The 26,284-nt window shown below is 60.7% G+C and carries 21 protein-coding genes and 1 tRNA gene; all 22 read right to left on the reverse strand.

Annotation, left to right across the window (positions count from 1 at the left end; translation table 11 throughout):
• Positions 1-33: 33 nt before the first annotated feature.
• Positions 34-2,298, reverse strand: coding sequence for a SpoIIE family protein phosphatase (locus tag VXJ24_RS01700; protein ID WP_330971185.1), 2,265 nt, complete (start codon positions 2,296-2,298; stop codon positions 34-36).
• 115 nt (positions 2,299-2,413) lie between these two features.
• Positions 2,414-2,504: transfer RNA gene (locus VXJ24_RS01705), tRNA-Leu, on the reverse strand.
• 88 nt (positions 2,505-2,592) lie between these two features.
• Entirely contained in the window at positions 2,593-4,377 is a 1,785-nt protein-coding gene (locus tag VXJ24_RS01710; RefSeq protein WP_330971186.1) for an ABC transporter family substrate-binding protein, read from the reverse strand.
• A 176-nt stretch (positions 4,378-4,553) separates the two neighbouring features.
• Positions 4,554-6,335 carry an ABC transporter family substrate-binding protein gene (locus VXJ24_RS01715; protein ID WP_330971187.1) on the reverse strand — a complete coding sequence of 594 codons (1,782 nt, stop codon included), beginning with the start codon at positions 6,333-6,335 and terminating at the stop codon, positions 4,554-4,556.
• Positions 6,336-6,707: 372 nt separating this feature from the next.
• Positions 6,708-8,726 carry an ABC transporter ATP-binding protein gene (locus VXJ24_RS01720; protein ID WP_330971188.1) on the reverse strand — a complete coding sequence of 673 codons (2,019 nt, stop codon included), beginning with the start codon at positions 8,724-8,726 and terminating at the stop codon, positions 6,708-6,710.
• 15 nt (positions 8,727-8,741) lie between these two features.
• Positions 8,742-9,770, reverse strand: coding sequence for an ABC transporter permease (locus VXJ24_RS01725; protein WP_330971189.1), 1,029 nt, complete (start codon positions 9,768-9,770; stop codon positions 8,742-8,744).
• 10 nt (positions 9,771-9,780) lie between these two features.
• The gene (locus VXJ24_RS01730; RefSeq protein WP_330971190.1) at positions 9,781-10,773 is read right to left on the reverse strand and encodes an ABC transporter permease; all 993 of its coding nucleotides are present in this window, start codon (positions 10,771-10,773) and stop codon (positions 9,781-9,783) included.
• Positions 10,774-11,038: 265 nt separating this feature from the next.
• On the reverse strand, positions 11,039-11,287 hold the full coding sequence (gene secG, locus VXJ24_RS01735) for a preprotein translocase subunit SecG (protein WP_330971191.1): 249 nt from the start codon (positions 11,285-11,287) through the stop codon (positions 11,039-11,041).
• Positions 11,288-11,414: 127 nt separating this feature from the next.
• A complete protein-coding gene (gene tpiA, locus VXJ24_RS01740) occupies positions 11,415-12,179 on the reverse strand; it encodes a triose-phosphate isomerase (RefSeq protein ID WP_330971192.1) in 765 nt (254 codons plus the stop codon).
• Positions 12,172-13,371, reverse strand: coding sequence for a phosphoglycerate kinase (locus VXJ24_RS01745; RefSeq protein ID WP_330971193.1), 1,200 nt, complete (start codon positions 13,369-13,371; stop codon positions 12,172-12,174). Before VXJ24_RS01745 ends, tpiA begins: the two co-directional genes overlap by 8 nt.
• Before the next feature lie 97 nt (positions 13,372-13,468).
• Entirely contained in the window at positions 13,469-14,494 is a 1,026-nt protein-coding gene (gene gap, locus VXJ24_RS01750; RefSeq protein WP_330971194.1) for a type I glyceraldehyde-3-phosphate dehydrogenase, read from the reverse strand.
• A 287-nt stretch (positions 14,495-14,781) separates the two neighbouring features.
• Positions 14,782-15,750: a DNA-binding protein WhiA gene (whiA, locus tag VXJ24_RS01755; protein ID WP_330971195.1), complete on the reverse strand. Its 969-nt coding sequence runs from the start codon at positions 15,748-15,750 to the stop codon at positions 14,782-14,784.
• A gap of 2 nt (positions 15,751-15,752) precedes the next feature.
• Positions 15,753-16,688 (reverse strand): RNase adapter RapZ, encoded by a 936-nt coding sequence (gene rapZ, locus VXJ24_RS01760; protein ID WP_330971196.1) that lies wholly within the window; start codon positions 16,686-16,688, stop codon positions 15,753-15,755.
• A 20-nt stretch (positions 16,689-16,708) separates the two neighbouring features.
• On the reverse strand, positions 16,709-17,791 hold the full coding sequence (locus VXJ24_RS01765; protein WP_330971197.1) for a Gfo/Idh/MocA family protein: 1,083 nt from the start codon (positions 17,789-17,791) through the stop codon (positions 16,709-16,711).
• 123 nt (positions 17,792-17,914) lie between these two features.
• Positions 17,915-18,604 (reverse strand): N-acetylmannosamine-6-phosphate 2-epimerase, encoded by a 690-nt coding sequence (locus VXJ24_RS01770; protein WP_330971198.1) that lies wholly within the window; start codon positions 18,602-18,604, stop codon positions 17,915-17,917.
• 11 nt (positions 18,605-18,615) lie between these two features.
• Entirely contained in the window at positions 18,616-19,581 is a 966-nt protein-coding gene (locus VXJ24_RS01775; RefSeq protein WP_330971199.1) for an ROK family protein, read from the reverse strand.
• A gap of 25 nt (positions 19,582-19,606) precedes the next feature.
• Positions 19,607-20,530, reverse strand: coding sequence for a dihydrodipicolinate synthase family protein (locus VXJ24_RS01780; protein WP_330971200.1), 924 nt, complete (start codon positions 20,528-20,530; stop codon positions 19,607-19,609).
• A 38-nt stretch (positions 20,531-20,568) separates the two neighbouring features.
• Positions 20,569-21,444: an acetylxylan esterase gene (locus VXJ24_RS01785; RefSeq protein ID WP_330971201.1), complete on the reverse strand. Its 876-nt coding sequence runs from the start codon at positions 21,442-21,444 to the stop codon at positions 20,569-20,571.
• On the reverse strand, positions 21,444-22,400 hold the full coding sequence (locus tag VXJ24_RS01790; protein ID WP_330971202.1) for an acetylxylan esterase: 957 nt from the start codon (positions 22,398-22,400) through the stop codon (positions 21,444-21,446). Before VXJ24_RS01790 ends, VXJ24_RS01785 begins: the two co-directional genes overlap by 1 nt.
• A 5-nt stretch (positions 22,401-22,405) precedes the next feature.
• Positions 22,406-23,245, reverse strand: coding sequence for an ABC transporter ATP-binding protein (locus VXJ24_RS01795; protein ID WP_330971203.1), 840 nt, complete (start codon positions 23,243-23,245; stop codon positions 22,406-22,408).
• Positions 23,246-23,247: 2 nt separating this feature from the next.
• The gene (locus VXJ24_RS01800) at positions 23,248-25,299 is read right to left on the reverse strand and encodes a dipeptide/oligopeptide/nickel ABC transporter permease/ATP-binding protein (RefSeq protein ID WP_330971204.1); all 2,052 of its coding nucleotides are present in this window, start codon (positions 25,297-25,299) and stop codon (positions 23,248-23,250) included.
• A 1-nt stretch (position 25,300) separates the two neighbouring features.
• Complete coding sequence (locus VXJ24_RS01805) at positions 25,301-26,257, reverse strand: ABC transporter permease (protein WP_330971205.1); 957 nt, start codon at positions 26,255-26,257, stop codon at positions 25,301-25,303.
• Between the last annotated feature and the right edge of the window lie 27 nt (positions 26,258-26,284).

The following is a 26,284-nucleotide window of genomic DNA, read 5'->3' on the forward strand; positions in this document are numbered from 1 at the left end:
AATTCATACACGGAGGGTGGCAGATTGCGCTGGCTATTCTGCAGATGGCGCAGCTTCAGGCTCATCCTGCGTCCTGAGCCCGTCGTAGCGCACGGCGACCATTGCGACATCGTCGTCGAGGTTTCTGGCCGTGAAGGCATCAAGGGTCGCCAGAAGCCGGTCCAGAATCCCATCGAAGCCCTTGGGAATCTGCTGCATGATCGCATCCTTGAGCCCGTCCTCGCCGAAGAAGGCTCCCACAGGGTTCCTGGCCTCGGTCGTGCCATCCGTATAGAGCAGAAGGAAGTCACCAGGATCTGCTGTGGTCTCTCCGTCGATATAGGTCATGTCCTCGAAGGCGCCGACGACACCCGACTGCACATCGAGCGTCTCAAGCTCGCCTCTCTTTGCGCGGTAGAGGATTGCAGGCGGATGCCCTGCGCTGCAGTAGGAGATCTTGCCGCTCTCGATATCGATGAGCCCTATGAAGAGCGTCGCGAACGTCTCGATGCGTGAGAAGCCGAGGAGGAAGTCATTCAGGCTCCTCACCATGCGAGCTGGTGCGAGCCCTTCCCAGGCGTAGGCGCCGAGGGCCGTCTTCACAGCGGCTGAGACCGAGGCTGCCTCGACGCCCTTGCCCGAGACATCGCCCATGATGACAGCAGCGCGGCGCTGGGGCAGACGGATGAGGTCGTAGAAGTCGCCGCCGACGAAGGCATCGGCCGTGGCAGACGAATAGATGCCAGAGGCCGTGAGGCCTTCTACCTCCTGAAGCTCGTTTCTCATGCCGAGCTGCAGGGCCTGCGAGATCCTCTTGTCCTGCATGCGGCGGGCTGTGCCTGCCATGAGCTCGCAGAAGTCGTCTGTGCACTTGTGGATGAACGAGAGCTCGTCGGTATCGAGCGGCTCTGCATCCTGCGGGCGCAGCACCATGAAGGCGACCTTCTGGTCCATGACCTTGCCGGCATCGACGAAGGCACCGATCGAGCACTCGCCGAGGCTGAAAAGCCAGTCGGAGAGCCGAGAGCCCGCATCGATCCGTGCAAGCGCAACCTCGTTTCCGAGCTTCGAGCCGACGATATCCTCTACCTCCATCGGAAGGGCGCGCATGCCATTGTTCGGCAGATACGCGACCGCTGTCGGGCCATAGTCGTTCTCCTCGACCCGGCAGAAGATGCAGCCGATGCCTTCTGCCATCTGGCTGAAGAAGGAAAGCCCGTCTTCAGGCGAGGGCTCCCCCGCTGCATAGAGCTTCTCCCTAAGGTCTGAATGGAGAGCTTCGAGGCGTGCCGCATGCTCGGTGCGCATCTGCGTGAAGGCACCCATGAGCTGGACAGAGAGGTAGCTTGCGACTGCGTCGAGGAGGCGTCCGTCCTCCTTCGTCGTCGGATGGAGCCTCTCCCAGCCGACCTCGATGACGGCGATGACATGGCCACCGAACCAGACCGGCACGGCGATGAAGCTGGCAAACGGCGGCACGAGCTTTGCCGGCAGCTTGTGCGTCTCGTGCGTCTCCTCATCTATGACCTCACGGCGGGACGTGCGTCCGGCCCTGAGATCGGATGTCGTCGGTGCCAGGACACGGAGGCGCAGCGCATGTTCTGAGCGCAGGAGCACCCGGGACATGCCGTTTCTGTAGGAGAGGAAGGGAGGCAGCGCCGAGTCTGCAAGCGAAGCGGTATGGCCCCTCAGATGGAAGCCATCCGGCTCTGCGAGATAGACGAGCGTACCCGTCGCTTCCATCGTCTCTGCGATCTCTTCGAGCGTCCTTGAGAAGAGCTGGCTCATATCGTCGTTGTCGAGGGTGTCCAGAACGATTCTGAGCGTCCCTGAGAGCCTTCTGTTAGCACGGGTAAGGTCTTTTACCATCCGCTCCTGTTCGCGGCTCTGAGCGACGCTCTCGTCCGCGTCATGGGCACAGAGCACGTAGGTATCGGATGCTGCAGACGTCTTTTCGCACCTGACGCGGAGCTCGAGCGGCATATCGCCCTCGCGCGGCAGGCTCACAAGCACCGAGGAGCCGTCGGAAGGAAATGGCAGCTGCCAGAAGATGCTGTTCTCTCCGGCCTTGGCAAGCGCGGAGATGGCGGGGCGCTCGGTTGCGCCATAGGGCTTCGGGAAGAGCTCCTGGATCTGGTGTCCGAAGAGCATCGTCTCCTTCGCCCCGAAGAGCTGGCGTGCCTGCTCGTTTGCCATGATGATCCGGCCCATGCCATCGAAGGCGATGACCGCATCGGTCGTAAGCTCCAGGACAGAGCCCAAGGTCTGCGGAATCGTGGCTGCCCCCAGCCCGTCCAAGGAAACCTTCTTCTCTGCCATGGCGCTCCTCTCTTCTGCCTTCCCCCACTATACCCGAGAGGCCACGATGCACACGCAGCTTGTGGTTCCTGCCTTATGAAAAAAGGGAGCCCCGAAGGGCTCCCTCTGCAAGTTCTGGTGTCGGAGGCGGGACTTGAACCCGCACAACCTTTTAGTCAGTTACTAGCACCTCAAGCTAGCGCGTCTGCCAATTCCGCCACTCCGACATGGGTTAGTGCGGTAGCTATATTAGCACGCACTCATTCCCAACTGCAAGGACAATTTTAAAATTTGTTCCTGCAGCAGAAGATGCCGCTACTCCTTCTCCCAGCCGATCGCGACCGGCTTGAGCGACTCGAACAGCGACGGACCATAGTTGGCAAGGTTCTTCTTCGTAACGACTACATCGGGGCCGGAGTAGATGGGGATGAAGGCATAGGACTCCTGCGCCTTCTTCTCGGCCTCGTTCATGGCCTTGCTCTGTTCTGCAGGATCCTCGACCGTGACGATCTTGGCAAGCTCGGCGTCGAGCTCGGCGGAGCCGGCGTGCGTGAAGTTCGAAGCGGACGTGGAGCCGTAGATCTGCGGGGCATTCCACATGTAGGTGTTCGAGGACTGCCAGCCGAACAGCACGATATCCCAGTCGCCGCTAGTAAGCGTCGTCGAGAACTCGGAGGAAGGCTTCGGTTCGATCTCGATGTCCATGCCGGCATCCTTTGCCATCTTCTGGATGGCTGCAGCACGGTTCTTCGTCGTGTTGGAGTCGCCGAAGATCGTGAAGCCGAACGTGACCTTTGCACCGTCCTTCGCGTAGTAGCCGTCATCGCCCATCGCATAGCCAGCATCCTCGAGCGTCTTCTTCGCGGCTGCCGTGCGCTCGTCTGCAGAGTTCAGGCTCTTCACATCGTCCGGGCGGTTGTCCTCATAGCCATCGGCCCAGTTCGGAACAAGCAGCGATCCCGGCGTCTCCTCGGACCAGTTCACGCCCTGCCAGATGACGCTTCTGACCGTTGCCGGATCGATGCACTGGTAGAGTGCCTTGCGGACAGCGACCTCGGAGACGACCGGACGGGTCGTGTTGATCTCGATGTTGTAGACGGCCAAGGAGTTCGAGCGGCGGATCGTCGCATCATCCATGGACGAGAAGTTCGACAGCATCTCGGAGGAGCCGGACTGAGGCTCGCCCGTGGCGTCGACCTCGCCGTTCTTGAAGGCGTTGTAGAGAGCCTGTGCCTCCATCTGCTTGTACGTGATCTTGTCGAGCTTGGGCTTATCGCCCCACCAATTCGGATTCGGCACGAAGACGACAGACGTATCGTCGACAGAGTCGATCGTGAACGGGCCATAGCCCCATTCGGGGTGCGGGTTCACGTTCCAGCCATTCGTGTAGGTGTCGACATTCGTTGCATCGGGATGCATGAACTGGGAGACGATTGGCTCATACGGATAGACCGGTTCGGAGAACGTGATCACGGCCTGCTTGGCAGACGTGCCCTGCTCGACAGACTCGATCTTGTCGTAGCCATCGGTCGCAGACGGCGTATAGGAGTCGTTCTTGCCATTCATCAGGGTCCAGACGGACTGCAGCGCACGGTAGTCGATCGGCGTGCCATCGTTGAACTGTGCCTTGTCGGCGATATCGACGGTCACGACGAGCTTGCCGGAGTCCGTGGACGAAGACAGGTTCGAGATGAAGTCGGGATCGGGCGTGAACTTGGAGAGCGTCGCATCGGAGTGCACAGTCTCAGGCATATAGAGCAGCCAGTAGTTGTGCATCTCGACCGTATTGCCCTCGACCGACAGATAGTTCCAGTTCGGGCCGACCTCTGCGGCAGGAAGCACGAGCTCTCCGCCGTCCTGGACATCATCGTAGTCCTTCGGATTGTTGTAGGTCTTGCCTTCCTCCGGAAGCGGCAGCTGATCGAGCGGCGTTGTTGCCGGCGAGCCTGCCTGAGGCTCGACATCGGAAGACGCAGAAGATTCCGAAGAGCTGGACGAGCTGCTGCTATTGCCACAGCCAGCAAGGCCGAGCCCTGCTGCAACGGCTGCAGCCGAGCCAGTGAGCTCCAGGAAGGAGCGACGTGAAAGACTGCTAGACATATTCTCCCCTTTGATAGATGGCTAACAGGTGCATCTACCATAGCCCAAAAGCTGGAAAATATGTTTCCTTCGTGTAAATGGTGTCAAAATTTAAGGGCGAAGGGCGGCAGGCTGCCGCCCGCCATCACCTTCGCCCCTGCAAAAAGCCTGTCTATTCAGCTAGAAGGTCTCAGCCCTTATGCTTCCCAGCCGAGGTTCTTTGCCTGGAACGTCTCGAAGAGCGCGGGACCGAAGTTCGCAAGCGTCGCCTTCGTGACGATCACATCCGGGCCAGAGAACAGCGGCAGGAAGGCGTAGGACTGGAGTGCCTTCTTCTCTGCCTCGTTCAGAGCCTTCTTCTGCTCCGTCGGATCCTCGATGGTGATGACCTTCGCAAGCTCTGCGTCGAGCTCTGCCGTGCCGTACTGCGTGAAGTTCGAAGAGGACGTCGAGCCATAGATCTGCGGGGCATTCCAGACATAGGTCGTGGAGGAAGACCAGCCGAACAGGCAGATATCCCAGTTGCCGCTCGTCAGCGTCGTCGAGAACTCGGAAGCGGGCTTCGCGTCGATCTCGACGTCGATGCCGGCGTTCTTTGCCATCGTCTGGATGGCGGCAGCACGGTTCTTGACAGTATTGGAGTCGCCGAATGTCGTGAAGGAGAAGGAGACCTTCGTGCCGTCCTTGGCATAGAAGCCGTCGTCGCCCATCGTGTAGCCGGCATCCTCGAGGGTCTTCTTTGCCGCAGACGTGCGCTCGTCGGACTTGAGCGAGTAGACATCGTCCGGCATGTTGTTCTCATAGCCATCAGCCCAGCTCGGAACGAGAAGGGATCCCGGCGTCTCCTCATCCCAGTTCACGCCCTGCCACACGACCGCACGGATCGTGGACGGATCGCACGACTGGCAGAAGGCCTTGCGGACGGCGATGTCGGAAAGGACACCGCGTGCCGTGTTGATCTCGATGCAGGCGACAGAGAGGGAGTCGGCGCGACGCACCGTGGCGTCGTCCATCGACGTGAAGTTCGAGAGCATCTCGGCAGAGCCAGAAGCGGCAGTGCCCGTGCAGTCCACCTCGCCGTTCTTGAAGGCGTTGAAGAGCGCCTGGGAGTCCATCTGCTTGTACTGGACGGAGTCGAGCATCGGCGCCTCGCCCCACCAGTTGGGGTTCGGTACGAACGTGACCTGCGTCTCGTCGACGGAATCGACCGTGAACGGGCCATAGCCCCACTCGGCATGCGGGTTGTTGTTCCAGGACAGATACTTCTCCGGATCCGTTCCGTCAGGATGCAGGATCTGGGAGACGATCGGCTCGTACGGATAGACCGGCTCGGAGAACGTGATTACAGCCTGCTTGTCGGAGCTGCCGCGCTCGACGGACTCGACCTTGTCGTAGCCATCGGTGGCAGCCGGCATATACTTGTCGGACTTGCCGTTCATGACAGTCCAGACAGCAGCAAGGGCACGGTAGTCGATCGGCGTGCCATCGTTGAACTGCGCCTTCTCGTTGAAGTCGACAGTCACGACGAGCTTGCCGGAATCCGTGGACGACGAGATGTTCGTGATGAAGTTCGGGTCGGGCGTGAACTTCGTGAGCGTTGCATCGGCAAGCACGATGTCAGGCATGTAGTACATCCAGTACGTATGCATCTCGACCGTGTTGCCTTCGGTGGAGTAGTAGTTCCAGTTCGGTCCGACCTCGCCTGCGGGGATGACGACAGTGCCGCCCTGCTTCATCTCGGAGCGGTCCTTCGGGTTGGTGTAGACCTGGCCCTTCTCAGGAAGCGGCAGCTGGTCGGGCGACGTGGTGGCCGGAGAGCCGTTCTGGGGCTCGGTGCCGGTGTCGGTGGCCGTGGTGCCATCCTTCGTGGAGCCCGTGCTGCCAGAATTGCCGCAAGCGGCAAGGCCGAGGCCTGCCACAGCAGCTGTGGCGCCCGAAAGCTTCAGGAATGAGCGGCGGGATACGTTGTCGTAAAGCATGTTTCTCCCCTGTTCGCTGGAAGACTGCATTACTGAGCAGTCTTTGATGAATCCCAACTTTTCTTAGGATACTGTATCCATGCTCTATAGCCAACGAATTTTTATTTCCGAAACATTGCAGATTATGAGCGCTGATTTTACAGACCCGTATTCGCTTAATTTCTCTTCATACATTTCATCCTGCTCTTTCATTTTCTGCATATATTTCTCCAAGGCTCATTTCAGTCTTCAGAAATCGGTCCGTTTGGACTCTTCTCTGGCATTTTGCATATATCAACCTATTAACTGCATATTGCATGCATACATGCAGATAGAGAAAGAGGCGGCCTGCCCGATGGGAAGGCCGCCTCTGTAAGGACATTTCCGGATGATCTAGAGCTTCGTCGGAAGCAGGGACTCTGCCGGAACGAGCTTGCCGTCCTGATAGACAAGACGCTTACGCGTGCGCTCGATCTGCGGGTCCGGGATGGGGATGGCGGAGAGCAGCGCCTGCGTATAGGGATCTTTCGGATGCGTATAGACATCCTCGGTCTCGCCGTATTCCACGATCTTGCCGAGGTGCATGACAGCGACCGTATCGGAGATGTGGCGGATGACCGCGAGGTCATGGGCAACGAAGAGATAGGAGATCTTGAGCTCTGCCTGCAGGTCCTCGAGCAGGTTGATGATGCCGGCCTGAATCGAGACGTCGAGCGAGGCAATCGGCTCGTCGAGGAGCAGGATCTTCGGATTCGTGGCAAGAGCGCGGGCGATTGCGATACGCTGGCGCTGGCCGCCCGAGAACTGGGATGGGAAACGGTCGACGTAGTCGGGATTGATGCCGACAAGGTACATGAGCTCGCCGATGCGCTTGTTGATCTTCGCATCATCCCAGTGCTGGGCCTTGAGCGGCTCTGCCAGGACGTCGTAGATCGGCATCCTCGGGTCGAGGGAGCTCATCGGGTCCTGGAAGATGACCTGGAGGTTCTTCCTGAGCTCGCGCCTCTCGCGGTTGTTCTTGATGTCGGCAATGTTCTTGCCGAGAACCGTGATCGAGCCGCCCTCGGGCTTCATGAGCTCCATGATCTGCGTCAGCGTCGTCGACTTGCCGGAGCCGGACTCTCCGACGAGCGCCATGGTCTCGCCCTCATGGATCTTGAACGACACATGGTCCACTGCCGTCATGGTTCCCTTGTTCCTGCGGATGAGACCTTTGCTCTGGATCGGGAAGGTCTTCACGAGGTCCTTGACCTCAAGCACGATCGGCCTCTGGTCGCGCGGCACGTCTGCCCACTTGGCAGGCAGCGGCTCGAGCTCCGGGTACACATCCTGGTAGGTCATGTGCTTGTCGCGAATCTCAGCAAGCCTATGGCAGGAGACGAGGTGTCCCTCCTCTGCCGCAAACGGCTCGAGCTTCGGCTCTATTCTGTGGCACTTCTCCTGTGCCATCGGGCACCTCGGAGAGAACGGGCAGCCGGAAGGGATGGCAGCAAGCGAAGGCGGATTGCCCTTGATCGGGACAAGCCTGTGCTCTGCGGCCACATGAGGCTGCGGCACGGCACCGAGAAGGCCCATCGTATACGGCTGTGCCGGGCTCGCGAAGAGCGTATCGACCGAGGCGCGCTCGACAGCAGCGCCTGCATACATGACCATGATGTCGTCGGCAATGCCGGCAACGACGCCGAGGTCGTGGGTGATGATAACGACAGCGGCGCCCGTCTCCTTCTGTGCGACCTTGAGGACATCCAGGATCTGTGCCTGAATCGTCACATCGAGAGCCGTCGTCGGCTCGTCGGCGATGATGATCTCGGGGTTGTTCGCGATTGCGATAGCAATGACGACACGCTGGCGCATGCCACCGGAGAACTCGTGCGGATACGCATCGAGACGGTCCTCAGGATCGGTGATGCCGACAAGCGTGAGGAGCTCGACGCAGCGCTTGTGCACGTCCTCCTTGCTCATCTTCGGGTTGTGGATGAGAAGGGCCTCTGCGAGCTGGTCACCGATGGAGAACATCGGCGTGAGAGCGCTCAGAGGGTCCTGGAACACCATGGAGATCCTGGAGCCACGGAGCTTCGACATCTCCTCGTCGGTCTTGCCGAGCAGCTCCTCTCCCTTGAGCTTGACCGAGCCCTCGACATGCGCATTGTCGTCGAGAAGGCCGATCAGTGAAAGTGCCGTGACAGACTTGCCGGAGCCGGACTCGCCGACGATGCCGAGTGTGCGACCGCCCCAGAGATCGAAGTTCACGCCGCGGACGGCGTCGACACGGCCTGCCTCGGTCGCGAACGACACGCGCAGGTCTCTGACCGAGAGCACCGGGTCTCCTGTGGGCGCACCCTTCGGGCCCTTGCTCTCGAGCATCTCATAGGCAAGGACCTCGTCCTTGACCTGGTTCTTGTTATCAGTCATAAGACAGCTCCTGCTCTAGTGCAGCTCGATGGTCTGGGCTTCGGCGTCGGCGTTCTCCTGCTCGTCCTTCTTCTCGTCTTCCTGGTCGCCGACAGAGCCAGCGGCGCGGGAGTAGGGGTCGAAGGCATCGCGGAGGCCATCGCCAATGAGCTGCATGCTCACGCACAGGACAATCAGCACGGCCGACGGAATCAGGACGATCCAGGGAGCCGACAGCATGGCAGAGGAGCCCTGGGAGAGAAGGTAGCCCAGAGAGGTATCCGGAGCCTTGATGCCGAGGCCGAGGAACGAGTAGGCCGTCTCGGAGTTGATGCCGGAGATGACGCCGAGGACGGTGTCGATGATGAGGATGGAGCCGAGGTTCGGGATCAGGTGGCGCACGATGATCTTGAAGGACGGCACACCCATGTATTTCGCAGCACGGACATAGTCACGCTCGCGCAGGGACAGTGCCATGGTTCTGAGCGTACGTGCATAGCCGATCCAGCCGAAGGCCGTGAGGCCGACGATGAGCATGATCCAGCCCTGCGTGCCGGAAGAGGCACGCACGATCATTGCAACAAGAAGGAAAGACGGGATGACAAGGAGCATGTCGAGAAGCCACATGCCAACCTTCTCGCCCCAGCCGCGCATATAGGCGATAGCGGTACCGACCGTAGCAGCGATGACCGTCGTCAGAAGCGAATAGGTGATGCCGATGACAAGGGAGCGGCCAAGGCCATGCACGACGCAGGCGAAGAGATCGAAGCCACCGCCATCCGTGCCGAACCAATGGCGTGCATTCGGCGCGACGTTCAAGGCCGTGAAGTCAGGCTCCGTGTAGTCGAAGGCACAGATGAAGGGGCCGAAGATGGCAATCAGGATCATGATGATGAGGATGATGAGGCCAATCACAGCCGAGCGCTGGCGGAAGAAGCGCCTTGCGATCAGGCGCGAATACGTGATGCGCTTGACCTCGGTCGGACCCTGGGAATCTGCCTGGAGTTCGAGCTGGGCATTGGTGAGCCTGCCCTCTTCCTGAGGAGTGTTGTTCTGCTCTTCCATTGCCATCTCCTTAGCTCATCTTGATGCGCGGATCGAGGGCAGCCGCAAAGAGGTCTGCCATCAGAGCGCCCACGAGGGTGCAGGCACCCGAGAAGGCGGCAACGGCAACCGCGCCATTGATATTGTTGTTGTTGATGCAGTTGATGAAGTATTCACCTAGGCCATGGATGGCGAAGATCTTTTCCGTCATGACGGCGCCGGTGAAGATGGAGGCAATGGAGAAAGCGACCTGGACGGAGGTCGGGATCAGAGAAGCGCGCAGGGCATGCTTCCTGATGGCCTGCTTCTTCGTGAGGCCCTTGGCACGTGCCGTGCGCACATAGTCGGCGTGCATCTCATCCAAGAGGTACGTACGCTGGCTCAGGTGGTAGCCGACCGCCGAGATGATCGTGAGGACGATCGTCGGCAGAAGAATGTGCTGCAGGAAATCGATGAATGCCAGGAACATGTTGTCGCCGGCATAGCTCGAAAGACCCGTGACATAGAAGACGCGGGCTCCCGTCTGCTGGTTGATCTCGATTGCGAAGAAGACGACAAGAATGGCCAGAACGACCGTAGGTATGACCATGAAGACGGAGGCAAGCCCGCTCCAGAATCTATCCTGCCACAGGTATTGCCGCTGTGCCGTGTAGACGCCGAGCGAGACGCCGATAGCGATGGAGAGCACCGTCGCGAGCGTCATGAGCTCGACCGAAGCACTGATTCTGCCTGCAATCTGGGAGTTGACGGAATCGCCGTCAGGAGACATGCCCCAATCCCACTGGGTGAGGATGCCGCCGAGCCAGCGCTGATAGCGCTCGAGCACCGGCGTCTTGTCGTTCAGGTTCGTGCGGTCGAGCGACGCCTCGATGGAGTCCTGCGGAGGACGCGGCGTCTTCGACTCGAAGTTCGAGCGCGGACTCATGAACGCGCAGGCGAGGAAATACGTCAGCGAAGTCGCGACAAAGATCATCACGATGTAGCTGAGGATCCTCTTGGTGATGTACCAGATGAATCGTGCCATGGACCTTCTCCTTAGCCACCTGTCCTGAGACAGGCTACGGTATGGCAAGCCTACAAGATGTGCCTCTGCCGGACGCATAGTCACGTTCCAGCATCATGCAAGCTTACACTGTATCACGGTGCAGCACATTTCTTGCATGTTTCATGCAATTGTCCATGGACGGCGCATAAATTCTGATGCAGTTGCCGAAGCATCCGTACATGCCGGAGCAAAAAAATGCCCGGCACCGAAGTGCCAGGCATGAGGAAGGGCTTGCTATGAGAGCTTAGATCGTGCCGAGCGGGAACGTCAGTGCCATGATCAGCACGCAGGCAATGAAGACAAGAGACGTGATGACCGTGAGCCTGTCGAGGTTCTTCTCCCAGATGCCGGAACCGGCAGAGGCATTGTACATGGAAGAAGCGATGAGCTCGGAGACACCCGTTCCCTTGCCGGAATGCATGAGGATGAGGATGCAGGTCGCAATGCCAGACAGGAACAGAAGCACCACGAGGATGATGTTGAGGACGCTCACGGATATCGCCTTTCCCACGTGCCGCCATGCAGCACATCAATATTCAACGATTGATAAGTGTAACACAGAAGCGCTCCCCCACCACTGGAAGGCAAGGGAGCGCCAGAAATGCTACATGCAGCAGATGCTACATCGCAGCCTTCACCATAGCGGCGAAGGAGTCGGCCTTGAGCGATGCGCCGCCGACAAGTGCGCCGTCGACATCCTCCTTCTCGAGGAAGCCAGCCACGTTGTTCGGCTTTGCAGAACCGCCGTAGAGGACGCGGATGCCGTCTGCCGTCTCCTGGCCGAAGATCTCGGCGAGGGTCTTGCGGATAGCGCCGCAGACTTCTTGGGCGTCGTCAGCCGTAGCGGTCTTTCCGGTGCCGATCGCCCAGATCGGCTCGTACGCGACAACGTACTTCGAAGGATCGGTGATCTCGAGACCCTCGGTGTCCTTCTTGATCTGGTCGACGACGAACTCGACGTGCTTGCCGGCCTCGCGGACCTCAAGCGGCTCGCCGCAGCAGCTGATGGGGACGATGCCGTGGGCCATCAGGGCCTTGGCCTTCTTGTTGATCTCCTCATCGGTCTCGTGGAAGTAGCCACGGCGCTCGGAATGGCCGATGATGCAGTACGTCGCGCCGACGTTCGTCAGCATATCGGGAGCGGTCTCTCCGGTGTAGGCGCCGGACTCCTCCCAGTAGACGTTCTGTGCGCCGAGTGCAAACGGTGCCTTCTTCTGCTCGATGACCTCAGAGACACCCTTGAGATCGACTGCCGGCGGGCAGACGACGACGTCGACAGAGCCCGTGCCATCCTTGAGCTCGGAAGCGAGACCCTCGGCGAGCTCGACGCCCTCCGTATAGGTCTTGTTCATCTTCCAGTTGCCCGCAATCATCCTGTTACGCATCGAGAAGAGCCTCCACTCCCGGAAGAGCCTTGCCCTCGACGAGCTCCATAGAGGCGCCGCCGCCCGTGGAGATCCAGCTCATCTTGTCGGCCAGGTTGAACTTGTTGATAGCAGCAACGGAGTCGCCGCCGCCGATGATGGACGTGCCGCCAAGTGCCTTGACCTCAGCAACGGCACGGGCGACTGCCTCGGTGCCATGTGCGAACTGGTCGAACTCGAAGACGCCCATCGGGCCATTCCAGAACACCGTCTTGGCGCCCTTGATGGCATCGGCGAAGAGCTTCTCGGTCTTCGGGCCGATGTCCATGCCCATGCGGTCGTCGGGGATGTTGTCGGATTCGACAACCTCGCCCTTTGCATCCTCGCCGAAGTGATCGGCAACGACGTTGTCGACAGGAAGCAGGACCTTGACGCCCTTCTTCTCTGCCTTCTCGAGCATCTCCTTGGCGCGGTCGACCCAATCCTCTTCCTTGAGGGAGGTGCCGACGGAATGGCCCTGAGCCAGGAAGAACGTGTAGGCCATGCCGCCACCGATGATGAGGGTGTCAGCAGAGTCGATCAGGTGATCGAGGACGCCGATCTTGGAGGAAACCTTGGAGCCGCCGACGATTGCGACGAACGGACGCTCAGGCTCAGCGAAGATCGAGGTCAGGGTGTCGACCTCCTTCTCGAGCAGGAAGCCTGCGACTGCCGGGATGTAGGCAGCCGGGCCCACGACGGAGCCCTGTGCACGGTGAGCCGTGCCGAAGGCGTCGAGCACGAAGATATCGCCGTAGGAAGCGAGCTTCTTTGCAATCTCCGGATCGTTCTTCTTCTCGCGCTTGTCGAAGCGGACATTCTCGAGGACGAGGATGTCGCCCGGCTTGACCTCGGAGACGGCCTTCTCAGCCTTCTCGCCGTAGGTGTCGTCGACGAACTTCACGTCGTAGCCAGTAAGCTCAGCAAGCTTCTCGGCTGCAGGCTTGAGGGAGAGCTCGGGCTCGGGGCCATCGCCCTTGGGGCGGCCGAGATGGCTCATGAGCACGATGCCGGCACCGTGCTCCTTCAGATACTTGATCGTCGGGATAGCGGCCTTGATGCGGGTGTCATCCGTGACAACGCCGTCCTTCAGGGGCACATTGAAGTCGACGCGCATGAGGACGCGCTTGCCCTCGACGTCGACGTCGCGAACTGTCTTCTTGGTGAAAGCCATGTTCACTCCTCCTAATGGAAAACGTACCTAAAAAAAGAGGCGCGGCCGCGGCCCGAAAGCTGCAACCGCGCCTCCAAACTTCTGTGCGAAACGCGACTTAGGCGACGAACTTCTCGAAGTACTTGATGGTGCGGACCATCTGGGACGTGAAGGAGTTCTCGTTGTCGTACCAAGAGGTGACCTGGACGAGGCTCTGGCCGTTGCCGAGCGGGTTGACCATGGTCTGCGTTGCGTCGAAGAGGGAGCCGTAGGTCATGCCGACGATATCGCGGGACACGATCTGGTCCTCGTTGTAGCCGAAGGTCTCCGGAATCTGCTCAGAGTAAGCCTTCATTGCAGCGTTGACGCCCTCGACCGTGACCTCCTTGTTGACGACAGCATAGAGGTTGGTAAGGGAGCCGGTCGGCGTCGGAACGCGCTGAGCAGCGCCGATGAGCTTGCCGTTGAGCTCAGGAAGAACAAGGCCGATTGCCTTTGCAGCACCGGTGGTGTTCGGGACGATGTTCTCTGCACCAGCGCGGGAACGACGGAAGTTGCCCTTGCGCTGCGGGCCGTCGAGGATCATCTGGTCGCCGGTGTAAGCGTGGATCGTCGTCATGATGCCGGAGACGATCGGAGCGTAGTCGTTGAGGCCCTTTGCCATAGGAGCAAGGCAGTTGGTCGTGCAGGAAGCGGCGGAGATGATATCGTCGTCAGCGGTCAGCGTCTCGTGGTTGACGTTGTAGACAATCGTCTTGAGGTCGTTGCCTGCAGGAGCGGAGATGACGACCTTCTTGGCGCCAGCGTTCAGGTGAGCCTGAGCCTTTGCCTTGGAGGTGTAGAAGCCGGTGCACTCGAGGACGACGTCGACGCCGAGCTCGCCCCAAGGCAGGTTGTTGGCGTCAGCCTCCTTGTAGATCTTGATGGTCTTGCCGTCAACCGTGATGGAGTCCTCGCCAGCGGTCACCTCATGGTTGCGGGAGTAGTTGCCCTGCGTGGAGTCATACTTCAGCAGGTATGCAAGCATCTCCGGGGAGGTCAGATCGTTGATTGCGACGATCTCAGAGCCCTCGTGACCGAACATCTGGCGGAATGCCAGACGACCGATACGACCAAAGCCGTTGATAGCAACCTTAACTGCCATGCTTTCTCCTTTCGCGAGGTCGTGCCGGAGCTTCTCTCCGCCACTGACCTTCTTCCAATTGGAATGTTACCGCTAAATGTCTGACTCTATTCGGATTATCTTGAGACCGTTCGAAAATCGGATTCGAGACGACTCAAATGTCTACGGATGCGTAGACATACAAGACCTCCTTTCCGTCTCGCTCAAGACAAAACCGCAGGTCAGAAGAATTGTGTCCATTCTTTGAAGACGCAATGCATCAAGCAGCCAAAAATCTACCCCGCAATCGGCGGGCGGCAGCTCAGCCGCTATAAGCGGCTCTTCTCATCCGTCTCATCAGGCGCGTCCCCGCGGGCTTCCTTTACAAGCGCCTCGAGGCGCAGAAGCCTGTGATAGAGGGCCGATTTCGAAGCCGGAGGCGTGCACTGCTGCCCTAAGGCCGAAAGCGGGAGCTCGGGGTAGGCACGCCGCACACGGCAGAACTCGCGGATAGCCGGAGGCAGGTGCCGAAGTCCTATGAGCTCTTCTGCCTCTTCGATGAGTGCAAGCTGCTGCACAGCGGCATCGGACGATCTGTTCGAGTTGGCGATCTCCGCATTCACGCGGCGGTTCACATCATTCTTGACCGATTTCATGCGCCGAACGGCCTCGACCGCATGGGCCGAGCGCTGAGCCCCCATGGCCTCGAGCAGGCGCACGATGTCCTCGAAGCTCTTGAGATAGATTGCAAAGGCGCCGCGGCGGCGGTTGAGCCTCGCTGCCACGCCGACGGTCTCCATGAGGGAGACGATGCCTTGGGCAAGGTCCTCTCCTGTGACGGCAATCTCGAGATGGAAGTCGCCTCTCGGATCTGCAATGAAGCCTCCCGCCATGAATGCCCCTCTGAGGAATGCATTCCGGCAGCACTGCCGCGTCAGGAGATGGTCGGGCAAGCCCTGCGCAAGCCCCTGCCCCGGCACAAGGATGCCCAAGGTCACGAGATCGTCTGCAAGCTCTGGCTGGTCCGGTATCTCGATCAGGTAGTTCCTCGTCTTGTGGAGCACGGAGTGACGGACCGTAAGCGACGTATCGAGGTCGAGGAGCTTGTGCGTGTACTTCACGACCGTGCGAGCGACGGCACCGGTCTCGGTCGAGATGCGGATCGCATATCTCCCCTGCCCGGAGAAGGAGAGGCTCCCCGAGACGCGGATCAAGGCTGCAAGCTCGGCAAAGGGGCACATGTCGCACGTGCCCTCCTGGCGCGAAAGCTCGTCTTTGACCTCAGCCGTGAATGACATGGCTACATTCCCTTGTTCTGGGCGACATCTGCGCGCGGCAGGTCACGGTGCGCGATCGTCACCTTGTAGCCGATGCTCTTGAGGTAGTTCGCCGTCGCCTCTGCAAGAGCGACCGAGCGGTGCTGGCCGCCCGTGCAGCCGACCGCGATCGAGAGCTGAGGCTTGCCTTCAGCCACATATCCCGGCATCACAACATCCAGAAGGCGGCACCATGCCTTCAGGAACTCCTTCGTCTTCGGATTGTCGAGGACGTAGTCCCTGACCTTGGGGTCAAGGCCCGTGAGATGGCGCATCTCGGGGTCGTAAAACGGGTTCGGCAGGAAGCGCACGTCGATCATGAGGTCTGCCTCTGCCGGCATCCCGTACTTGAAGCCGAACGAGAAGACCGTGACGTCCATGAGCTGCTGGTCGGAAAGGTCGGAGAACGCATGCTGGAGCTGCGAGCGCAGCACCGATGTCCTCATGTGCGATGTGTCGATCACAAGATCGGCCACATCCTTCGCCTTCGCGAGCTGCTTGCGCTCGCGCTCGATAGCATGCTCGAGGCTCTCCCCCTCGAAGGCCAGAGGATGCCTTCTTCTGTTCTCCTTGTAGCGGCGGATCAGCACCTCGTCCGATGCTTCGAGAAAGACCACCTTGTACGTGAGCTCATGGGCAGAAAGCTGCGTCAGCGCATCCGAGAGCTCCTCGAAGAGACCCTGGCTCCGAAGGTCGCTCGTGACCGCAAGATGCCTTCCGACGCCGGAGTTGATGCCGACAAGCTGGGCAAGCTGGAGGATGAGGCGCGGCGGCAGGTTGTCGAGGCAGTAGTAGCCCATATCCTCGAAGGCATGGAGGGCCTGTGTGCGCCCAGATCCGCTCATGCCCGTGATGATCACGATGTCAGGCACGCGTGCTGCCGCTTCGGCCGCACGCATCTGCTGCCCTGCCTTGTCCATGCCCTTGTCCTTCCTTCTGGCTAGTCCTTCTTTTCCTCTTCAGGGTAGACGACACCCCATGCCCTTCTTGTTTCCGTCATGATCTTCATCACATCGGACGCATAGCCAATGAGGCTCTGAGCCTCTTCGTCCCCTGCCACGGCGCGCTCGAGGTCTGCTGCCTCGTAGTCCAAGGCATAGCCTTCAACACCTGCTGCGACCTCCTCGCGCCTGCCATCCTCGGTCCAGACGATCTCTGCCTTGTCAGCGCGAGGATAGTCCATGATCTCGATGTAGCAGCGGTCGAACGAGAGCACGGCACGCTTCGGCTGCTTCGAGTGGAGCGTGAGCGAGATGACGCCGAGCTGGCCCTCCTGGTTCCTGCAGACGATGCCTCCCGCCTCATCGACGCCCGTCTCTGCAAGATTTCCGAGCGAGACGACTTCTCGAGGTGCGCTCTCCATGAAGAGGCGCATGATCGTGAGCGCATAGACGCCGATATCGAGCATCGCGCCGCCCGCAAGGTTCCTGTTCCAGAAGCGGTTCTTGAGGTCGCCGTATTCCTTGTAGCTGCCGAAGGCCACTTGCGCGATATTCATGCGGCCGAACTCGCCGGCACGGGCACGCTGAAGCAGCTCTCGATAGAGCGGCATATGGAGAATCGTCGTCGCATCCATGAGCTGGACCTGGTGCTCCTTGGCCAGCGCGCGGGCCTCTTCGAGCTCCTCCGTGTTGAGCGTGATCGACTTCTCGCAGAGCACATGCTTGCCGGCAGCAAGGGCGCCTCTGAGATAGCGGATGTGCGTGTTGTGCGGCGTCGTGATATAGATTGCCTGGATGGCAGGGTCTGCACAGAGCTCCTCGAACGTGGGGTAGACCTTCTCGACGCCGTACTTCTCGGCGAAGGCCTCGGCCTTGCTCTCGGTCCTGTTCCAGACGCCAGCAAGCTTTCTTCCGGCCAGCGCAAACGACTCTGCCATCTGGTGCGCAATCACGCCGCAGCCGACGACAGCCCATCTGAGCTCGGGAGCCGTGAATATATCATCCGGGAATGGCTGGTTCCTGACTTCCTCGAAGGCTGCATCTGCCGCCTGCGCCGCATCGAGCGCCTTGTCTCTCTTCACTTCAGGCCGCCTTTCCGATAGCTTTTCCTGCCTTCAGTCTAGCGGATACCTGTCCCAGCATAGGGACAGCCCCGCAACTCACACGAGCTGCAGGGCTGCCAAGGGGAGATATGCCGGATGGAATCAGGCCTCCATCGCGACACGGAACCACTTCGTGAGGCTCGTCGGGTGCGTGATGCCAGTGCCGACGACTACGGCCCAGGCGCCTGCATCCTTTGCAGCCTTTGCATCGGCCGGTGTATGGACATGGCCTTCGCAGACGATGGGCAGGCCCGGGAACTCATGGGTCGCCTCCTGGAGCAGGGCGATATCCGGTCCTTCATCCATCGTCGTCTGGATGGCCGGCTTGTTGTGCGAAAGCGTCGTCGAGACGATGTCGCAGCCGACCTCGACGGCATTCCTGATGTCCTCGATGGTCATGCAGTCTGCCATGACAAGGGTCTCGCACTGGGCACGCAGGTCGCGGACCGTCTCTGCGAAGGTCCTTCCGTCCGGGCGGGGACGGTCGGTCGCATCGAGTGCGACGATGTCGGCGCCCGCGTTCACGCAGGCAATGGCATGGCGCAGCGTCGGCGTGATGTAGACCCCCTCATGTCCTTCCTTCCAGAGGCCGATGACGGGGATCTCGACCCTGCCCTTGATGGCAGCGATGTCGGAGAGTCCCTGGCAGCGGATGGCAGCGCATCCTCCCTGCTCGCAGGCCTCTGCCATCTGTGCCATGGTCTCGGGATGGCGAAGAGGCTCTCCAGGATAGGCCTGGACCGAGACAATGAGCTTGCCTTTGAGCGACTGAACCAAAGGCGCGATTTCCATTTGAGCCCTCCTTAGGCAATCTCGACGTAGGCAGACTGGAGCACGTTCTGCGCAGCACCGATCAAGGGTGCATCGTCTCCGAGCGCACCGTCGACGACAGGAGTCTTCGAGACCGGCGGCATGACAGTCTCGGACCAGCCCTTCTGCATGGCCTTGTGCCAGACAGGGCCAGACTTTGCGACGGAGCCAGAGAGGATCACGCAGTCCGGATCGAACATGTTGACCATCGAGGCCAGGACCTCGCCGATAGCATGTCCCGAGCGCTCCTCGGCAGCGATGGCAGCCTCGTCTCCCGACTCTGCCGCCTCCGAGATATAGGCACCATCGACCGGCGTTCCGTCGTCGAGCGTGCGGCGTCCGCCGAGCTCGAGGTAGCGCTCGATGATGCCAGGACCTGCGGCGATGGGCTCGAGGTGTCCCGTCGCTCCGCAGGAGCAGGGGATGCCTGCAGCATCCGTGCAGGCGACATGTCCGATGTGTCCTGCCTCGGAGTGTGCGCCGAGCATGATGTGGCCACGCTCGACATAGGCGCCGCCGATGCCGGTGCCGACCGCACAGACAAGCGTACTCGTCTTGCCGAAGCCCGCGCCCCAGAATGCCTCGCCGAAGGCGTGGGCATGGACATCGTTCATGACCTTGACGGGGATGCCGAAGATGGCATGGAGCTCGGCTCCGAGGTGCGTGCCGCCCCAGCCCGGCATCATATCGTTTGCATAGGTGACATTGCCGGTCGCAGGATCGATGACGCCGCCGGACGAGACGCCAATGCCGAAGACCCTGCCATCAGCTGCGTCGATGACACGGCGGGCAGACTCGATGGCATGCTGCAGCACGACCTTGCCGCCACGCTTCGCCTCGGTCGGCACCTTCCCGTAAAGCGATACTTCAGGACGCTCGCCCTCCTTGAAGGTCACGAGAGCCGATGCAATCTTCGTGCCGCCGATATCGAGCGCGACTACCTGCCTGGTTTCTCCCATGGTGCATCCTTTCGAAAAAGCTAGCCTACAGAAGCCCGTTCTCCTCGAGCACCTTCTTGATGGCCTCGCGATTCTCGCCCTTGAGCGTACGAACCGGGCGCGGCATCGTGTCGTGGTCGAAGATGCCCATGAGGTTCAGCGCCGTCTTGAAGGCGCCGACACCGCCAGCATAGCCTACGACGCCGGTCGTGACATCGAAGATATGCGAGACCTCGTTGATCTGGTTCTGGATCTCGCGGACACGCTCCCAGTCGCCTGCCTGGTAGGCATCCCACTGCTTCACATAGGGCTCAGGAATCACGTTGGCAAGGCCCGGCACCGAACCGTCGGCACCGGAGAGATAAGCGCCGTCGACGACGATCTCGTGTCCCGTGAGGAGGCTCAAAGGATGTCCTGCCTTCTCGTTCTCCTGGACAAGGTAGCGGAAGTTCACGTCGTCGCCCGAGGAGTCCTTGACGCCGGCAATGACGCCGTCACGGCCGAGCTTGAGCGCCAGCTTCCAGGGAATCTTCGCATGGACGCAGACCGGGATATCATAGGCGAAGATCGGAAGCTTGACCTCGTCGTGGATGATGCGGAAGTGGTCCTCGATCTCCGTGAGGCCGCCCAGGGCATAGAACGGAGCCGTGACGACGATGCCGTCAGCGCCGAGCGCCTCAGCATGCTTCGCATGCTCGATCACGCGGTCAGTCTCCGTATCGATGCAGCCGACAAGCACCGGCACGCGGCCGTCGACGATGCGGATGCCCTCGCGCACAATCTGCTCGCGGTGCTCGTCAGACGAGAAGGCGACCTCGCCCGTGGAGCCGAGGAAGAAGAGGCCATGGACGCCGGCATCGAGCATGCGGTTGATGAGGCGCTCATAGGACGGCACGTCGACCGTATGGTCAGGAAGATCGGGCGTCACGACAGGAGGCACGACACCGCGCAGAGCAAACTTTTCAGACATTGCGAGACCTTTCTCTTGCATTGCTGCAGAACTGCTTATCAGGACATGAGCCAGCTGGAGACGAACGAGAATGTGGCATCCTCGAACGCATTCACCCGCTCATGCGCCCATCTAGGATAGACATTGCGTGTGACAGGACCTGAGAGCGCAGAGGCAAGGACATCCTGCGCCTCAGGAGGGGTGACGGAATCGAGCCCCGAGGCCCCGAAGAGCACCGGAGCCCCGATGGCAGGAGCGCATGCTTCTGCCTGGGCATACGAGAGCGTACGGAAGAGATCGTCTGACGTCTTTGCCAGAGGATCCTTCTCCCGGAAGTAGCGTGTGAGGCCGGAGGCGATGCCTTCGGGCATCCCCTTCTCCCAGACACGCCTCAAGGCGCAGGGCAGAGGGTTGAGGATGCAGAAGAGATCTGCTCCCCTGCCCTCAAGCGCTCCTGCTGCGGCAACGCTCAGACCGGCACCCAATCCTTCGCCGTAGACAATCAGCGGCACGCTCGGAAAGAGCCTGCGTGCGAGCAGCATCGCCTCTGCCGCATCCTTCTCCTGGCGGATGAGAGCAAGGCTCGCTGGCGCTCCTGCCACATAGCCTTCGCAGACATCCTCGGACCAGAACCTGCGCTCCGGCGAGAGCACGGCGCATCCGAGCGCGAGCCAGCGCCCCAGATGGTGCCAGCCACGCACGGGACGCCCTGCATCGTGGAAGGCACAGACGACGGCAAGCGGCGAGATGCGTGCAGGCTCGAGCATGCGTGCCTTGAGCACCTGCCCGTCCTCTGCCTTCCAGAAAACTGTCTGGGCCCTTCCGGAAGCAGTCGAGTAGGCAGGCTCTGGCTCTGTCGACACGAGCTCAGGCACAGCCCCTGAGAGCTGTCCCTTCCAGAAGGAAGCGATCTCTTCGAAGCTGGCGTCTGCCATCAGAGGCCCTCCTTCCCGAAGAAGGCGATGAGCACATCGTCGAAGGCCTGTATCTCCTCATGTCCGAAGGCAGGATAGAAGAGACGCCGCTTCGGACACTGGAGGCGCTCGTAGACTGCATCCTGCGTCGCAGGCGGGCAGATCTCATCTGCGAGCCCGGTGCCGAAGAGCACCGGACACTGCACATACGGAGCAAACGAGGCCGTATCGATATAGGCAAGCTTCGAGAAGGCCTCCTCTGCCTTGGCGCCGTCCGCATCGAACCAGCGGGCCCAGTAGCGCAGGCCTTCATAGGCAACAGCATCGGCACCGAGCTCCATCACTTTCCGGAAATCCGAGAGGAAGGGATAGAGGATGCCTGCCGCTGCCACTTCAGGGTTCAGGGCCGCCGCAGCAAGACCCACTCCCCCTCCCTGCGAATCGCCGTAGACGAAGGTCTGGGCGTGGGCAAGCCGAGGCTCTGCCGCAAGCACCCGGAAGAGGATCCGGATGTCCTGCTGCAGGCGCACATAGTAGAGGTCCTTCGGCTCGCCTTCGAGCCCCAGCACGACATGTCCTGCGACCGTCGTGCCCGGAAAGCCCCCTACATCTTCCGAGCGTCCTCCCTGACCAGGGTTGTCCATCGAGACAAGAATCATGCCTTCTGCTGCCCAGGAGGCATTCTCGAGCCAGGAACGGGTGCGTCCCGGATACCCATGGAAGCGCATGAGCAGCGGAAGGGGGCCGCTCCCTGCAAAGGCCTCGGTCGGCACCAGGACCTTTGCATAGAGCTGGGCGCCACGCATGCCACGGAACCAGAGGTCATAGGGCACCGCGCAGGGAGCCGGTGTCACCTCGGAAGCTGGCACGAGCTCCCAGGAAAGAGGCACGGCATCTGCTTCAGCCATGCGCTCTTTCCAGAAGGAGGAGAAATCCTCGGGCTCCCGAAAGCTTTCTATGGGATAGCCGGCATCCATCGCATCTATTGCCCGAGCTTCGGATGGAGAAGCGACGGCGCAGCACCGAGGAGCGTCTTCGTATAGGGATCCTGCGGGTGCTCGAAGACCTGCTTAGCTGGACCTTCCTCCATGATCTGTCCGTGGTTCATGACAATGATGCGGTCAGAGATGTAGCGCACGGTCTGGATATCGTGGCTGATGAACATCATCGACAGCCCCAGATCGTGCTTGAGGTCGGTGAGCAGGTTCAGGATCTGGGCACGCACGGAGACATCGAGGGCGCTTGTCGGCTCGTCTGCAATGATGGCAGACGGGTTCAGGGACATGGCACGGGCGATTGCGACACGCTGGCGCTGGCCGCCGGAGAGCTGGCCCGGAAGGGCGCGCAGGGCGCTCTTGGGAAGGCCGACAAGCCCGATGAGCTCGCTGATGCGCTTCTCCTGCTCTGCTTCCGTGCCGACATGATGCACGAGCAGCGGGTCGAGCAGCTGGTCATGCACGATCATGCGCGGATTCAGAGCCGTGGCCGGATCCTGGAAGACGACGGAGACGACGCGTCCGATCTCCTTCCTGAGCTCGGGCGTCCTCTTCGTGACATCGCGTCCCTTGAAGTAGACATGTCCCTGCGTAGGTGCCTGGAGGCCGCACATGACATTGGCAGTCGTCGACTTGCCGCAGCCCGACTCGCCGACGATGCCGATGGTCTCGCCGGGCATGAGCTTGATGCTCACGTTCTGCACGGCGTGCACGAGATTCGGATGGAGCAGCGTGCCGGTACGGGTCTTGAACGTGACCGATATGTCATCGAGGAAGATGATCGGCGTGTCCTTGTCCTGGGACACGGTCTTGGTATCTTCTGCCATCGCTACTTCGCCTCCTTGGCGCCTGCGAGGGTTGCGAGGTACGGGGTGAGCCCGTTCTCCTCGAGATAGCTGTCGGGAAGCTCGGAGAACTTGTGGTGCTTCGAGGCATCAGGCAGCTGCTTGATGACGGGATGGACATCGAGGCCGAGCGTCGGGTGGCTCGAGCGCGGAGCGAAGCGGTCGCCCTTCGGGAAGTCCTCTGGAGACGGGACCGAGCCCGGCACCTGGTGGAGCCTCGTGCCGTCCTTGGCGCCTTCCTCGATCGAGAGGACCGATCCCAGAAGGCCACGGGTGTACTCGTGGATCGGGTTCGTCAGGAGCTCGCGCGTCGGCGCCTGCTCGACGACCTGGCCTGCATACATGACCGTGATCTCGGAGGCAACTTCTGCCACGAGTGCCAGGTCGTGGCTCACGAAGATCATTGCGAAGCCGAGTTTGGCCTGAAGATCGTTCAGGAGCTTGATGACCTGCTTCTGGACCGTGACGTCGAGAGCCGTGGTCGGCTCGTCGCAGATGACAAGGGACGGGTCGCGCGTCAGAGCCATAGCGATGAGGACGCGCTGACGCTGGCCGCCGGAGAGCTCATGCGGATAGGACTCGAGCGTGCGCTTCGGGTCGAGGCCGACGAGCTCGAGAAGCTCTTCTGCAGACCTCGTGCCGCCGCGCTCCGTGAGCTGCTTCATCTGCGTCGAGATGAGCATGGAGGGGTTCAAGGACGAAAGGGCGTCCTGGTAGACCATGGCAAGCTCGGTGCCGAGGAGCTGGCGGTGCTCTTCGCGCGAGAGCTTCAAGAGGTCCTGGCCCTTGTAGAGCACCTCGCCCGTGATGGTCTCCTTCGGGTCCGTGAGGCCCATGATGACCTTCGTCGTGATCGACTTGCCGCAGCCAGACTCGCCCACGAGCGCCATGCACTGGCCGGGGCGCACATCGAAGGACACATTGTCCACGACGTGCACAGAGCCATGCGACTCGAAGCTGATCGAGAGGTTCTTGACCTGGAGGAGCGGCTCGACCGAGAAGTCGGGAACGTGGCGGTCGGTACGCTTGAGCTCGACTTCCTTGAGCGCTGCAAGACGGCGACGGAGTGCCGGCTCCTGCTCCTTGTAGGCACGCACAGGATCGGAGGCGAGGATGTCGTCCTTGCGCCTGGACTCTGCGTTGTCTGCATCGATCGGAGCGCCAGGCGCTGCTGCCATAGCGTCAGTCAGGCCCTCGGAGAGGATGTTCAAGGCAAGGCAGGTGATCATGATGGCAAGGCCCGGGAATACTGCCTGCCACCAGCGTCCTGCAAGGACGCCCTGGCGGGCATTGGAGAGGATGTTGCCCCAGGTCGGCGTCGGCTCGGTGATGCCGGCTCCGATGAAGGTGAGCGATGCCTCGAAGATGATTGCGTCAGCGACGAGCGTGACCGTGAAGACCATGATCGGAGCGATGCAGTTCCTGAGCACGTGGCGCCAGAGGATCCAGGGCGCACGGGCACCGGAGACAATGACAGCACGGACATAGTCCTCGCCGTACTCGGAGACGACGTTCGCACGCACGATGCGGGCAATCTGCGGCGTATACATGAAGCCGATCGAGAAGATGATAGCCGGCACGGAGTTGCCGAGGATCGTCACGAAGACAGCGGCAAGCGCGATGCCCGGAATCGACATGATGATGTCGAGGATGCGCATGATGACTTCAGATACCGCCTTGCGCGACACAGCAGCAAGCGCGCCGATGATGGAGCCGCACACAAGTGCCATGCCGGTGGCACCGAAGCCGATGATCAGCGAGTAGCGGCCACCGTAGAGCATGCGGGAGAGGATGTCTCTGCCCTTGTCGTCGGTACCGAAGAGGAACCCATCTCCTGGTGCCATGCGGGCATTGAAGATTTCGGTCGGGTTGTGCGGGGCAAGGATGGGCGCCAGGATCGAAGCTGCCGCCACGAGGATGAGGAGTACGAGCGAGATCTTCGAAGAGGTGCGCATCTTCTTCCAGCCGCCGAACTTCTTGTTCTGGGCCGCAGCCTCTTCGAGCTTCTTTGTCTGCTCTTCGCGAATCTTCTGCATGCTACACCGTCCTTATGCGCGGGTTGATGAGGAGGTAGAGCATGTCGACCACGATGTTGATGATGATGAAGGAGAGGGCGACGACAATGACGACACCTTGGACGAGCATCGTCTCATTGCCCTGGATTCCTTCGAGGATGGCCGTGCCCATGCCCGGCAGGTTGAAGATGACCTCGATGACGACAGCGCCGCCCATGAGGTAGCCGATCTTGAGGCCGAGGGTCGTGACCGGCGTGATGAGGGCATTGCGCAGGACATTGCGTCCGACGACGACACGCTCAGGCAGACCGGCACCGCGAGCCGTCTTGACATAGTCCTTGTCAAGCTCCTCGACCATGGCGGTACGCACGATACGCGTCATCTGGCCGGTGAGCGGGAAGGCAAGGGCGATGGCCGGCATCAGCATGCGGGCAAGGTAGCCGCCCGGATTTGCCGAGAACGCCGGCAGCTGGCCCGATGCCGGAAGGACATGCAGATACGACGAGAAGAGAAGGATGAGAAGCACGGCGAGCCAGAAGGACGGCGTCGCGATGCCTGCAATCGAAATGACGCGGATCAGCTGGTCAGGCCACTTGTCCCTATAGAGTGCCGCAAGGACACCCAGCAGAAACGACACAATAGCGCCGATGATGAGGCCGATGAACGTGAGCTGCATCGTGACCGGCAGGGCCTGGGAGATGCGCTCGCCGACGGAGTAGTTTGCAGCACCATAGGTACCGAGGTCTCCATGCAGGAGATCTCCCATATAGCGGACATAGCGGACTGGCCATGGATCGTCGAGGCCGTGCTCCTCATGGTACTGGGCTACGGCTTCAGGCGTGGCAGACTCGCCCAATGCATTGTAGGCAGGGTCGACCTTCGAGAACGACATCAGGAAGAATACGAGTATCGTGACGCCGAAGGCCATGATCGGCAATGCGATGAGCCGCCGGCCGATAAGGCGCAGAAGGTTGTTCACGCGCTCCCCTTTCTCTTGCTGCGTACA

Source organism: Olsenella kribbiana (genome assembly GCF_036408795.1).
In the GTDB taxonomy this organism is placed as follows: Bacteria; Actinomycetota; Coriobacteriia; order Coriobacteriales; family Atopobiaceae; genus Olsenella_L; species Olsenella_L kribbiana.